13 protein-coding genes and 6 pseudogenes are annotated in these 12,511 nt (G+C 37.6%); 15 read left to right on the forward strand and 4 right to left on the reverse strand.

Going from position 1 to position 12,511, the window contains the following annotated elements:
* Positions 1–284 precede the first annotated feature (284 nt).
* Positions 285–479 carry a hypothetical protein gene (locus FTU90_RS14875; RefSeq protein ID WP_159139019.1) on the forward strand — a complete coding sequence of 65 codons (195 nt, stop codon included), beginning with the start codon at positions 285–287 and terminating at the stop codon, positions 477–479.
* A gap of 287 nt (positions 480–766) precedes the next feature.
* Here FTU90_RS14875 and FTU90_RS14880 read toward each other — a convergent pair whose 3' ends face one another.
* Positions 767–943, reverse strand: a complete 177-nt coding sequence (locus tag FTU90_RS14880) for a hypothetical protein (protein WP_159139020.1) — start codon at positions 941–943, stop codon at positions 767–769.
* An 83-nt stretch (positions 944–1,026) separates the two neighbouring features.
* On the opposite strand from FTU90_RS14880, the pseudogene FTU90_RS14885 reads away from it, so the two are divergent.
* From FTU90_RS14885 to FTU90_RS14895, 3 genes and pseudogenes are all read left to right on the forward strand, one after another.
* Positions 1,027–1,251: pseudogene (locus FTU90_RS14885) on the forward strand (ISNCY family transposase); the annotation flags it as partial.
* A 56-nt stretch (positions 1,252–1,307) separates the two neighbouring features.
* Positions 1,308–1,505, forward strand: a pseudogene (locus tag FTU90_RS14890) (HNH endonuclease signature motif containing protein); the annotation flags it as partial.
* 618 nt (positions 1,506–2,123) lie between these two features.
* On the forward strand, positions 2,124–3,356 hold the full coding sequence (locus tag FTU90_RS14895) for an ATP-binding protein (RefSeq protein WP_159139014.1): 1,233 nt from the start codon (positions 2,124–2,126) through the stop codon (positions 3,354–3,356).
* Between the two features lie 17 nt (positions 3,357–3,373).
* On the opposite strand, the gene FTU90_RS14900 is transcribed toward FTU90_RS14895, so the two are convergent.
* From FTU90_RS14900 to FTU90_RS14910, 3 genes are all read right to left on the reverse strand, one after another.
* Positions 3,374–4,528 (reverse strand): diguanylate cyclase, encoded by a 1,155-nt coding sequence (locus tag FTU90_RS14900; RefSeq protein ID WP_218945125.1) that lies wholly within the window; start codon positions 4,526–4,528, stop codon positions 3,374–3,376.
* An 88-nt stretch (positions 4,529–4,616) separates the two neighbouring features.
* Positions 4,617–4,946, reverse strand: a complete 330-nt coding sequence (locus FTU90_RS14905; RefSeq protein ID WP_159138991.1) for a DUF4236 domain-containing protein — start codon at positions 4,944–4,946, stop codon at positions 4,617–4,619.
* Between the two features lie 49 nt (positions 4,947–4,995).
* A complete protein-coding gene (locus FTU90_RS14910) occupies positions 4,996–5,268 on the reverse strand; it encodes a transposase (RefSeq protein WP_159138990.1) in 273 nt (90 codons plus the stop codon).
* Between the two features lie 23 nt (positions 5,269–5,291).
* Between FTU90_RS14910 and FTU90_RS14915 the strand changes: the two are divergent.
* The 11 genes and pseudogenes from FTU90_RS14915 to FTU90_RS14965 form a co-directional block, all read left to right on the forward strand.
* A pseudogene (locus tag FTU90_RS14915) lies at positions 5,292–6,473 on the forward strand (BREX system Lon protease-like protein BrxL); the annotation flags it as partial.
* Between the two features lie 151 nt (positions 6,474–6,624).
* Positions 6,625–6,897 carry a hypothetical protein gene (locus FTU90_RS14920; protein ID WP_180073041.1) on the forward strand — a complete coding sequence of 91 codons (273 nt, stop codon included), beginning with the start codon at positions 6,625–6,627 and terminating at the stop codon, positions 6,895–6,897.
* Between the two features lie 887 nt (positions 6,898–7,784).
* On the forward strand, positions 7,785–8,000 hold the full coding sequence (locus FTU90_RS14925; protein ID WP_005093626.1) for a cold-shock protein: 216 nt from the start codon (positions 7,785–7,787) through the stop codon (positions 7,998–8,000).
* Positions 8,001–8,097: 97 nt separating this feature from the next.
* A complete protein-coding gene (locus FTU90_RS14930) occupies positions 8,098–8,331 on the forward strand; it encodes a hypothetical protein (RefSeq protein WP_005093624.1) in 234 nt (77 codons plus the stop codon).
* Positions 8,332–8,393: 62 nt separating this feature from the next.
* Positions 8,394–8,591 (forward strand): hypothetical protein, encoded by a 198-nt coding sequence (locus FTU90_RS14935; protein WP_074382686.1) that lies wholly within the window; start codon positions 8,394–8,396, stop codon positions 8,589–8,591.
* A 188-nt stretch (positions 8,592–8,779) separates the two neighbouring features.
* Positions 8,780–8,975: pseudogene (locus tag FTU90_RS14940) on the forward strand (hypothetical protein); the annotation flags it as partial.
* A 206-nt stretch (positions 8,976–9,181) separates the two neighbouring features.
* Positions 9,182–9,441, forward strand: a pseudogene (locus FTU90_RS14945) (IS1 family transposase); the annotation flags it as partial.
* Positions 9,442–9,888: 447 nt separating this feature from the next.
* On the forward strand, positions 9,889–11,247 hold the full coding sequence (locus FTU90_RS14950) for an NAD(P)-binding domain-containing protein (protein WP_074382685.1): 1,359 nt from the start codon (positions 9,889–9,891) through the stop codon (positions 11,245–11,247).
* A gap of 72 nt (positions 11,248–11,319) precedes the next feature.
* Entirely contained in the window at positions 11,320–11,724 is a 405-nt protein-coding gene (locus tag FTU90_RS16190) for an IS66 family insertion sequence element accessory protein TnpB (RefSeq protein WP_227523651.1), read from the forward strand.
* Positions 11,721–12,056 carry an IS66 family insertion sequence element accessory protein TnpB gene (gene tnpB, locus FTU90_RS14960; protein ID WP_157799610.1) on the forward strand — a complete coding sequence of 112 codons (336 nt, stop codon included), beginning with the start codon at positions 11,721–11,723 and terminating at the stop codon, positions 12,054–12,056. The genes FTU90_RS16190 and tnpB overlap by 4 nt, the downstream gene beginning before the upstream one ends.
* 74 nt (positions 12,057–12,130) lie before the next feature.
* A pseudogene (locus FTU90_RS14965) lies at positions 12,131–12,409 on the forward strand (IS66 family transposase); the annotation flags it as partial.
* Between the last annotated feature and the right edge of the window lie 102 nt (positions 12,410–12,511).

The following is a 12,511-nucleotide window of genomic DNA, read 5'->3' on the forward strand; positions in this document are numbered from 1 at the left end:
CATGAGAAAGCCCATATAAATGGGTAATGTACAAGTTGCTGTAGAAGCATGTTTAATTCGTCTGATCACAGATACTTTATAAAGTATTTTAATACTTTTTTGAATCCGTCAATGCGTAAGTCCTAAGTTATAAACCCTAAATAGAAATGTCCGGTTTTCCATCCGATCAGGAATAACAATATTATTAATAAAAAACAATAAATTAAATAGTTGCTTAGTTTTCATAATGTATATATAGTGTATATACATTTTATTGTTTTAGTGCCTTTGGGAATAAATATCTTATGACTGATCAACCCAAAAAAATAAAGGCCAACAAAAAAGATGGGCAACTCTTAATTCGCATTAACAGCACTCAACGTGATGAGTTCATTCAATTGTGTGAAGCTATGGACACCAGTGCCGCTAGAGAATTAAGAAAATTTATCAGTAGTTTTATGAAAAAAAATCAGTCAGCGGATATTCATACCAAGGAGTGACATCATGTCGAAGCAAGTTAAAATCTTGAAACAGAAGATCAAAGCACGTCTTGAAAAGATTTCAAAACACAAAAACAAGTTAAATAAGCTCAAAAAGCAGCTTAAAAAACAGAAGTAATAGTGAGAATTAGTCTCACTAGAAAGTAAAAAAAAAGCTGAATTTCCTATTAGGAAATTCAGCTTTTTTCATTATTTACTGTCGGGACTATACCAGCTCAGAAATAATATCTGCCAATACTTCGTCTGCTTGCGAAGTACTTTTCACAGAAGAAATTTCCTTTTTAATTTTAGTGAGAGATTTCCCCCGTTTCTTTAAAAGAAAAAACGGTTTTATTTCCTGTGAGGATTAGAGGGGTAAGATTAGAGACTTCGCCTATTTTTAAGAATAGCTCTGCCACTCTGACTTGATGAGCATAAATAGATCGTAACTTTTGGGTAATTTCTAAAGCAGTCCGTTTATTCATAAATATATCCATTAATTTTATTAGATTTTTTGAACATTTTAATTCTTATAAACCCAATCTTAACAGAACCAGTATCGATGAGTAAATGCCTATACAGCATCTTCAATAAATTGGCTGGGCTACAGCAGAATGAAGTCGTTGATAATAAAAGATTAGGTTCAGTTCTGGCGCATATCCAGCAACAGCATGAAGAGTTGGAGAAACAGAATAAACGCTCCCGGGCCAAGAAAAGTATGCCAAGCCGTAAAGCTCAGAAAGCCGATATTGAACAAAGAAAGTTAAATCCTATGCTTGACTCTTGTAGTTAAAAACAGGACATTTTAAATGGTTTATCGCATAGACATTTTAATTGGTGAATAACAGTAATCATAACTTTTGCCCCATTTGTGATGGATTAATCTATCTCGATTCTACTGAATCGGATCATCGGATTGCCAAAGCCGTAGGTGGGCAAGGTGTTCTAGAGAATGGTCTGCTGGTTCATCCCATCTGTAATAGAATGAAATCAGATCTGAGTCTGGAAGAGATTAGAGCGGATTTGTTTGGTGAATTACTGTATTAATCAACAGAGCGATGAGCTCATTTTTGCAGATGTATCAATGATTAATCACATGATTTAACTTTTGATACATTCAGCCAATGTGGTTATTTTTAATTCAGTCCAGAATCACAACCAGAAACTAGCAGTAGTTTCTGAATGACCGTCAAGGTCCTTAGTTTTGCCCATAGATTCCCTCTGTGGGCTTTTTTTTGATCAAAAATTGTATAGATGCTCTAAAATAAACCTTTTAGCATTTCATAAGCAATTAGGATTAAGGCTGAGACCATCAGCACAACAAAAATGAGTTCCACTCTAGTTAACATATTAATTCCTTTTACTTTTCACTTAATTTATATAGCAGTTAAGTCGCAGCAGCAATGACATAACATGACATAGAAAATAATCAAAAAGACAGAATTTGGATTATCTCATCGATGAAAACCTATCAAATTTCGTCTAAAGAGTAGACCTGGTATCTTGGAGCTTGTCGTGATTAGCGTCTCTAAACTGCTATAACAGCAGTTTAGAATTTTAAATATTTCACATGAACTGGAAACCTTCTTTGTAATTAAATATATTTTCACTTGGTATCTAAATTTTGATAGAATTAATTAAAACTTTAGAGTTTAAGTGGAAACAGTGAGAAAAACTAATATTCGACGTGATAGCTACTTAAAATTTCTGAATACATGGCAAAACCGTGATGTCATTAAAGTGCTTTCGGGTGTACGTCGCTCTGGAAAATCCACCTTGCTGGCGATGTTTCAACAAGACCTAAAAGCACAGGGGGTACAAGCCGAAAACATCATTGTCATCAACTTTGAATTTATGGAATTTGAAGAACTCACCGATTACCGTAAACTACATGATTATGTATTGTCAAAAGTTGATGAAAGCAAGAAAAACTATGTTTTTTTAGATGAAATACAACATGTTACCAATTTTGAAAAAGTAGTCGACTCTTTATATGTTCGGGATTATATCGATTTATATATTACAGGTTCAAATGCATTCTTTCTGAGTGGAGAACTTGCGACTTTACTCACAGGACGCTATATCGAGCAACATGTTTTACCCTTGTCATTCCAAGAGTTTAAACAGTGGCATATTGAAAATAATCCGATCATCCAACAATTATCCAATCGTGATTTGTATGCCATGTACACGCGAAGTAGTTTCCCCTATACGCTTGCCATGACCAGCCAGCAGGAAACCTATGATTACTTGCAAGCAGTCTATGCCAGTGTAATGTTTAAAGATGTTATTCCCCGTTTAAATACTGCCGATATTAACTCTCTCGAGCGTGTCGCAAGATATTTGGCAAGCGTGACAGGCTCACCCATTTCCATCAATAAAATTAAAAATACCTTTGTTTCAAGCGGGGTTAAAATCTCATTTGAAACAGTGAAGCGCTATATTCGGGGCTTACAGGACAGTTTGCTATTTTATAGCGCCGCACAGTTTAAAGTACGTGGGCGTGAGTTATTACAATCCTCTGAAAAATACTATTTAGTTGATGTTGGATTGCGCCGCATTATGTTGCCTGATGCTAATGCTGATCAAGGTCATATCTTAGAAAATGTGATTTATCTTGAGCTTGTCAGACGAGGTTATACGGTCTATGTAGGGCGGATTGATGAATATGAAATTGATTTTGTTGCTGTCGATACTTTACAGAATTTAACTTATTATCAGGTGGCATTAGAAACCCTCAATGAGGAGACACTAAGCCGAGAGTTACGTCCATTACAGAAAATTTCTGATTCATATCCCAAGTATTTACTTACCTTAGACACGATCGGGACTGAAGCCAATTATAATGGTATTGTAAAAATGAACGCTCTTGATTGGTTGCTGTCTGAAAATAAGTAAAGTGGAGTCTACTTAGGTTAGTTAAAACACACTCTGTTTCGGCCATTATTTTTAGCTTGGTATAAACGTTGATCTGCGGTTTCTAAAGCACTCATTAACTGGGACTCTGCATCTATTTTGGCGGCCCCAAAACTTGCAGTCACTCGAATCTGATGAACAAAAAGGTGCCCTTCAATCTTTTTACGTAAGCGTTCCAGCAAAACAAAAGAAGATTCTTGATCTGCACTTTGCAATAATACAATAAATTCTTCTCCGCCAAATCTGCCGGCAATATCACCTTGCCGAATGTTGGATTTTAATAGATTTGCAATTTCCAATAGGATGTTGTCCCCGACCACATGCCCCCAGGTATCATTGATCTCCTTAAAACTATCAAGGTCACACATCACCAGATAGACTTCACCGTGCTGCAATTCATTAAACAAATCTTTGGTTTTTTCTAAAAAACCATTGCGGTTATACAGCTTGGTTAAAGAATCTCTCAACCTTTCTTCGTTAATGATATCAAACCGTTCTTTTACCGCTACCGCTGAAACTATAATTGCAAACCACAGGCTGAGGAACAGATTGACAGCAATCATGGTCATCCACCATGTTGTTGTTGCCAAGGCGACGTTTTGCACATTTTGAAAATATATAATGACAATTGAGGTTCTAAGCACCCCATAAGCAAATAAGAGAAAATAACTCGCACATAAAAGCATTTCTAAGGCGTAGGTTTTTTTAAATAAAACATAGATTTTTGGAAGTGCTAAAGCTTCCAAGCATAAAATCATAATATTAATGGTGACGATGCGGGGCCACAACTGTTCATCGACATGGGTAAAATATAACAGTGACCCCATACCCACTACAATCAAAGTGCTTGCTACAAATATATTTGATTTTGAATTGGCTTTTAACAGCATGCCATGGGCAACGGCCCAAGCACCACCTAAATAAAAAAGTGCCAGCCATGGCGCGGTCAGCCTCAGTTGAGCATTACTCATCAGTGTCTGTGCGGCTAATCCTATGGATGGAAAAATGCAAGCCAAGCCCATCCAGAATAAATATTTAGGCGCTTGAAAGCCTAGATGCGTAGCAATAAAAACAGCACCTATCAGACTTAAACAAATCGGATAAGCTAATAAAAAATATTGGATATCTGGTAGATGTACGTCTTGTATGACCATCCAAAGCTGTGTGATTTTTATTCTAAATTGTTTAGAAAGAATTAGCTAATCATTCTTATTTTTAACTTAAGCTACGAAATACTGTCCGCTAAAAAATCATTGCACCGACAATAAAACACAACACCCCAAAAGCGATCCAAAGCCAGACAGTTGATCTGGATGTCTCCATACTTAGGCGATGCAATCGTGGTGGTTGCTGAGATGTATTCTGTGGGGTATTCGGGCTATTTGTATAGGGGTGATGTTTGGAATAAGAGAGTCCTGTTCCTGGAATGCCCACGCTGGTTCGAGTGCCTTTTTTACCAATATTTAGAGAAGCACCGGGTTTGCCAATGCTCGCACTGCTGATGCCCTTATGCGTCAGATTAATTTTTAATCCGGGTAGCAGTTTAATACTCTTGTGAAATCTAAAGCCCATATTCCCCCCATTTGCAAAACCAGTTCGCTGTGTATTTTAGTTGATATAGCTAAATACTAAATAAATCACCACAGTGATCTTTAAATAATTTATCACTATCTGCAACTCTAAATTTATTTCGAACAGATTTCACTCTAGACCACATTTTTTCGATTGGATTTAAATCAGGACTATATTGGGGTAACCAAACTAAATAATGACCTACTTTTTTCAGGAGTTCTTGTAATTTTTGACCTTTATGAAAAGAAGCATTATCCATAATTAAAACACTTTTTTTCTTTAATTTTGGTAATAAATCGTGTTCAATCCACCCTTCAAACACTTAGGTCGTAATCGTGCATTCAAAAGGACAAAGATGGCGTACAGATCATGAAAGACTACATGGCCTCAGGATCTTTTGCCCGTAGCCGGGAACAGATGGAAGCCTCAGCTTCGATGGTTTTTGTGGGGAATATCAACCAAAGCGTTGAATCTCTGGGCAAAACCAGCCATCTGTTGGCACCTTTCCCTGAAGCCATGATCGATTCAGCATTCTTCGATCGTTTTCATGCTTATATCCCCGGCTGGGAAATTCCGAAGATGCGCCCGGAGTTTTTCACCAACCGTTATGGATTGATCGTTGATTATCTGGCTGAATTCTTCCGGGAAATGCGCAAGCGTAGCTTTGCAGATTCCATTGAGAAGTACTTCAAACTCGGTAACAACCTGAATCAGCGTGATGTGATCGCCGTTCGCAAGACGGTTTCCGGATTGATGAAGCTACTCTACCCACACGGTCAGTTTAATAAAGAAGATGTACGCCAGTGTCTGGAATATGCGTTGCAGGTGCGCCGTCGTATCAAAGAGCCGCTGAAGAAAATTGGTGGCATGGAATTCTATGATGTTCATTTCAGCTATATCGATAATGATACCTTAGAAGAACATTTTGTATCGGTAAAAGAGCAGGGTGGTGGTGGACTGATTCCCGAAGGTCCAGCCAAGCCAGGTTTCTTATATACCATCGGGCTCAGTAATAAAGGCATGCCGAGGTTATACCGCTTAGAACTTCAAGTCACCAAAGGTTCAGGAAAGCTGGCGACATCAGGCTTATGGAATTCAAGTAGTGCCAAGGAGCAGGACAAAATTGCATTTGACTACTTCAAGGCCAATGCATCCCGGATCTCGGGTGGCAGTAAGGTGCTGGAACATGACTTCCACTTACATGTGGTGGAATTACAGAATACCGGCCCGCTCAGCCATCTTGCTCTGCCAAGTTTAGTGGCTTTTGCTTCTGGCCTGTTAGGACGATCGGTACAAAGTCAGATGGTGGTACTGGGTGATATGAGCTTGGGTGGTTCTGTGACACCGGTGGAAAGTATTGCTGAGTGTCTTCAGGTGGCTTTTGATGCGGGTGCCAAGAAGGTTGCTTTGCCAATGAGTAGTGCGGCAGATATCCCAATGATTCCTGTGGAACTGTTTATCAACTTCCAGACCAACTTCTATGCGGATCCTGTGGATGCGGTATTTAAAGCTTTGGGTGTGGATTGAAGGTAGTCGTATTTTAAGATGATGAAATGGCTCTTTATAAATATTTAACAATATCAATAGATTGATGAATAAAATAACTGAGCCATTTTTTTAAATAGGGTGAAATTTTGCTGCCTGGAAAAGCGATGGTATTTGATAGAGATGAGAGCAAGTGAATAAAGTTGTTAAAAAACAAATCACTTTTTTGATTGTCCTGGTTTGTGGTGTCGGCTTCTATAATTATAAGACGACACAACCACGGCAACAGCCTGATGAATCAATACAGCGAGCTCAACAAAGAGAAGCGGAGTTTATGCAAAGAAGGGCTGAATATATTGCGAAACATGGTGAACCCAGTGCTGTTGCGCAGAAAATGGATGAGGCATTTGCTCACAAGAATGGTACCCAGCTCATTGAACCACCCTCTACAATCCTTAAGGACTGAATAAATTGACGATTCAATTGCTCGATCAAGCAGGGCAGCCAGACATTGGCTCATTTTAGGCGCTTGGAGCGAGGAATCCATCAATCTGCTGTAATTCAAACCGTCCGCTTCGACACTCACAAAAGTGCGTATTCTAAAAGCGGAAATTTTTACTTTGGAGCAACCGGACATTTCTATTTGGGGCTGACACCCGAATTTTGTATATGAGGGTTTATGTTAAATAAACGATATTTATTATTTCTTCAAAAGTAAAAAACTACCTAACAGGCTAATGCTGATCAGTTAAGAATTTCAGAACTAAAATTATGTTCAATAACACATAAAATTAGATCAATTAAAATTCAAAAATAAGGAAATTTAGATTTATTTTTAATCTAAATTTCCTTAACTGACTGGCATTAACCTAACAGGCGGTTTTTTATCACATACTGCTAATTATCAGTATTTAAAGCTATAAAATTTGGCGGTTTATCTATGACTTGCATATGGGAAAAAATCATCATTCCCGAAATTAAAAACATCAATATTGTTATTACAGAACTATATAATCGCATTCATTATTTATCAATCTAACTCAACTCTACATATTACCTTATATTGTTACATTTACAATAAAAATATGATTTTACTGAATTTTTTAATTAATTTAATCTTATTTTATTAGTTTAATAAATATATATATATAAGAAAACTTGATTTTTACTATTTTTAGTGTATAGTTAAGTTAACTAGAAAAAAGTCTTGTTCCGGTAAATCTTCTTTAAGTATCGCAGTTTTAGTCATAATCCTTCGTTTTTTCAGATTTTAAGTCGCTTCTTTATTATTTCAAAGTTATTAATCAGTCAATAAAATGACTAAAAAATTATTAAAAATTAGTAGGATATATTATGTCAAACTCAAATGTTGTTAAAGGTACTGTTAAGTGGTTTAACGAAACTAAAGGTTTTGGTTTCATTCAACAAGAATCAGGTCCAGACGTTTTTGCTCATTTCAGCGAAATCGCGAATTCAGGTTTCAAGACCTTATTTGAAGGCCAGCAAGTTGAATTCAGTGTAGCTCAAGGTCAAAAAGGACCGAATGCTGTAAATATTGTTGCTATCTAAGTAATAATAAGCAGTAATAAAAAGCACTCATTAGTGCTTTTTTTATACTTTAAAATGTTTTCAAAATTGAAAAAATTTCTAAAAAATAGGATATAAGTTGTTAAAAATAAATGATTTAATTGCAAAATCTAAAAATGGTACTGAAATTATTGTTTCATTAATTCCTCTACATAAAATGCAAAATACACGTCAAGGTTTAAAACAAATTGAAGTCGGTAAAAGAGTTCTACTGGAATCTGGAATCGAGGTTGATTTAAATTTGGATGGTCGTACATTTTACACTTCTCTAAATCAGCTATTTAAATTAAATGATAAAGTTGTGTATCAATAAAAATAATAAACATCAATGGTTTATGTGGACTTTCCACTGCAATTTTTTTTAAGGGGATATATATGTTTAAACAGACTCTCAGCATCAAAGACCAGTTTGGCGTTAAATACGCTATTCAAGCTACTGTGGATCATGATTTTGCCACCACCCAATCTCATTCGAATATAAAACATATCACCGTCGATGGTGAAGATATTCGACCTAGTTTTGAAATGCTTTTTCAAAGTACTTTAAGTGGAAAAATATTCAAAATCATCTAGAAATATAATTTCTATAAAATCCATAGTCTGGATCAAATATCAGAACCTGCTCGCTATTATGCGGGTTTTTTTATAGCTCATATTTATATTTGTAAGCCTCTGCTTATGCGAAACGAGAGTTCACAGCTCTCGTTTTTTTTGTTCTAAAACTGCTAAAATTCTTATACGCCATTGACGTACTTAAACCTATTTTATTTATTGAAAACAGTATTTTTACCAAGCAAATCAAAGAGCTTGTGAGTGATGAAAGGTATCGTCAGCTCCAGCAAGATCTCTTGGTATAGCCTGATCAGGGCGATTGAATCAAAAAATGGTGGTGGAATTCGTAAAGCACCTTGTGCTCAAGGCAATAATGGTAAAAGTGGCGGTATCCGGGTGATCTATAAAGCGTACAAAATAGCCTAAATTTTATCCACAGCAATTGGGGATAGTTTTCGCCCTGGAAGAGCTGATAACTTTGGGGAAATTCCAAAATTGAGCATTTTTTAATCTATTGGGACTTGCGCACTATTATTTATAGATTCTCTGTGGCAGCAGATGATTTTTATCGACGCAGATTCAAATCCCAAGTGCGACACATTTGTAGTTAGTTGAAAAAGTTAGGTGAACCGTACCGGGTTTGTCGGAGGCGAATTTCGAGTAATTTATGGGACAGTTTTGTCACTGCTTTTAAAATTATAAGCAATCGATTGGTAAGTTCTTTACTGTAGGTATTGAAGGTAATAATTGCAGAATCAGGCATCGGCTCAGGCGTGGATTTAGGAGAAGCTGTAATTTTTCGAAAAAGTTAGAAAACCACTTTAAGGCTTTCGATTTAACCTTCTTCCACATCAATAATGGCTGCATTTAATCCCAGCATACTTTTTGAAACACCACCACTTCAATTCAAACAAATTTTAAGAAAAAATCTAAAAAAATTCTCTTTAGAATCTATAGGAAAAACCTAATAAGAATCAAGAACATATACCAAATGATAAAATTTTAAATATTAATGGAATGACTTTAAATTCACTTTTATAACTAAGCAAAGCCACAATTAATCAGAAATTATGATAAGATCAGCTTTCTTAAAAAATGTATTTTTTATAAAGATGAATTGCTTAGGTAATTTTTACTGTCTTTAGCACATTTTATTATTTTTTCTTTTTTTTAATTCACATCCTATTTTGAACAGATTTTTAATCGCTCAATTTAGGATTGTATTTGCTTATCTTTATAATGCTTATATTTCAAATCCTAAATTGTGACACTCAAAATTGGAGAGGTAATTAAGAACTCAAAACTAATGGAGATAGCAATGGATCGAATTGCAATTATTGGTGCTGGCCCAAGTGGCATGGCCCAATTAAGAGCGTTTCAGTCAGCAAAGGCCAAAGGTCTACAAGTTCCTGAAATTGTATGTTTCGAAAAACAAAATGATTGGGGCGGGCTATGGAACTATACTTGGCGCACTGGTATAGATGAACATGGGGAACCTGTCCACGGCAGTATGTACCGCTATTTATGGTCAAATGGCCCCAAAGAAGCGCTAGAATTTGCCGATTATACTTTTGATGAACATTTCAAAAAACCAATCGCTTCATATCCACCACGTGCAGTACTGTGGGATTACATCAAAGGCCGTGCAGAAAAAGCACAGGTCAAAGATTTAGTTCGTTTCAATAGTGCCGTTCAGCATATTGCCTATGATGAAACAACGCAAAAATTCACGGTAGATGTCGAAGATTATGCACAACAACAGCATTATTCAGAACAATTTGATTATGTTGTCGTTGCATCTGGACACTTCTCTACCCCACGCGTTCCTGTTTATGAAGGCTTTGATCAATTCCATGGTCGCATTTTACACGCACACGACTTCCGTGATGCGCTGGAATTTAAAGGCAAGTCTGTGTTATTGGTTGGCAGCAGCTACTCTGCCGAAGACATTGGTTCGCAATGTTATAAATACGGTGCTAAGCAAATTTACAGTTGCTATCGTAGTAAAGCCATGGGCTTTAAATGGCCTAAAAACTGGTCTGAAAAGCCACAATTACTGCGTGTAGATGAAAATACTGCTTATTTTAGTGATGGAACATCTGCCAAAATTGATGCCATTATTTTATGCACAGGCTATTTGCACCACTTCCCATTTATTGAAGATAACCTACGCCTCAGAACACATAACTGCCTTTATCCGCAGGGTTTATATCAGGGTGTGGTGTGGGAAAAGAATCCTCGCTTGTTCTACTTGGGCATGCAAGATCAATGGTACACCTTCAATATGTTCGATGCGCAAGCATGGTTTGTCCGTGATGTGATTTTGGGCAAAATTGCTTTACCAAGCACGGCAGAAATGCAGAGCCATACGCAGACCTTACATCAAAAAGAGCAGCGCCTATTGAACGATGAACAATCTGCCCGCTTCCAAGGTGACTACATCAAACGCCTGATTGCGCAGACGGACTATCCATCATTCAATATTGATGCAGTGCATGATATTTTCATGCAATGGAAAAAGCATAAAAAAGAAAACATTATGGGCTTTAGAGATAAAGTCTATCGCTCAGTAATGACTGGAAAAATGGCTAAGCCACATCACACGCCATGGTTATATGCGCTAGATGATTCTTTAGAAAACTATTTGGAAGATGAAGCACAACGTGAAGCGATGTAAGGCTTAATCACAAAAAGCCACACAATACGCAGCAAAATAGCCAACAAGCCCCATAAGTTATGGTCATGGGGTTTGTTGTTTGGACTGCCACCACTCTCCGAGACAAATAAGGCCGTACAGCCTTTACGACGTAACAACCCTGATGAACATGAACCTCTCGAAGCAAAGAAAGAAATCCTTTGCCTTAAAGCACCGAACGTTTCAATTGCTTCGGTCGCTTTGCAACATGGATTGAATACAAATCTTGTATCCAAATGGATTCGCTTAATTGATGGTAAGCCAGGGAATGATCGCTCACCACTACCGAATAAACCTGCATTTATTGCCTTATCTTGCTCTGCACCATTAGATCCTACTCCTACTGACATGTTAACGGTTCAAATTACTTTACCCCACTCAAAAGCAGAAATTGGCTTGAAATGGCAAGTATCAGAAATATCTGCTTTAGCAGAATTACTCAAGGCACTTGCAACATGATCCATATCGATGAAATCTGGCTCTCTACCCAGCCGATGGACATGCGTGCGGGTATGGATACTGCCATGGCTCAGGTGCTGAGAGCCTTTGGCTCGATCAAACTGCATTGCGCCTACCTGTTCTGTAATAAGCGTGGCCATCGCATGAAAGTGCTGGTGCATGATGGATTGGGCATCTGGCTGTGTGCCCGGCGGCTGGAACAGGGTAAATTTCACTGGGCTCAGATTCACCAGGGTGAAACCGTAGCCCTCAGCCCAGAGCAGTTGCAGGCACTGATCCAGGGTTTACCCTGGCAGAGAATTGGACGACAGCAGGTGGTGACGATGCTCTAAACCAGGCTCGTACATTCTGCTATTCTCCAAACGTTCTATTTCATTCTCTTCATGACCTCAGGCATACTGCGGTCATGAAAACGCTGCCTGATTTAAACCAACTGACCCATGAGCAACTGCTGGAATTTACCCGGCAATTGGCGATGCAGCATCAGTCTTTGGCACAATCAAATCAGCAATTAGATGCCAAAGTTCAACATCTGGAAGTCACCAATCAACAATTAGATGGCAAAGTTCAACATCTGGAAGCATGCAACCAACATCTCTCTATTCTCACTCAAAAATACGAGCATGAACTGGCTCTGTTTAAAAAGCATAAATTCGGCAGGGCTTTGTTGCACAAAGATTTGAAATGCAAAGCGCCCCTAATTGAGCCAAATTTAAGGCGTAACTTGGGTAAGTGGTCGACCTAATTCCGTAAATCTGTTGAGGACTGCTACACGTGCATGAATTTC

The organism is Acinetobacter sp. YH12200, from assembly GCF_013418175.1.
Lineage (GTDB): Bacteria > Pseudomonadota > Gammaproteobacteria > Pseudomonadales > Moraxellaceae > Acinetobacter > Acinetobacter pseudolwoffii.

Excerpts from the sequence above, each read along its gene's own strand:
- FTU90_RS14875 (WP_159139019.1), top strand. The coding sequence starts at position 285 with ATGACTGATCAACCCAAAAAAATAAAGGCCAACAAAAAAGATGGGCAA.
- FTU90_RS14880 (WP_159139020.1), bottom strand. The coding sequence starts at position 943 with ATGAATAAACGGACTGCTTTAGAAATTACCCAAAAGTTACGATCTATT.
- FTU90_RS14900 (WP_218945125.1), bottom strand. The coding sequence starts at position 4,528 with ATGGTCATACAAGACGTACATCTACCAGATATCCAATATTTTTTATTA.
- FTU90_RS14905 (WP_159138991.1), bottom strand. The coding sequence starts at position 4,946 with ATGGGCTTTAGATTTCACAAGAGTATTAAACTGCTACCCGGATTAAAA.
- FTU90_RS14925 (WP_005093626.1), top strand. The coding sequence starts at position 7,785 with ATGTCAAACTCAAATGTTGTTAAAGGTACTGTTAAGTGGTTTAACGAA.
- FTU90_RS14935 (WP_074382686.1), top strand. The coding sequence starts at position 8,394 with ATGTTTAAACAGACTCTCAGCATCAAAGACCAGTTTGGCGTTAAATAC.
- FTU90_RS14950 (WP_074382685.1), top strand. The coding sequence starts at position 9,889 with ATGGATCGAATTGCAATTATTGGTGCTGGCCCAAGTGGCATGGCCCAA.
- tnpB (WP_157799610.1), top strand. The coding sequence starts at position 11,721 with ATGATCCATATCGATGAAATCTGGCTCTCTACCCAGCCGATGGACATG.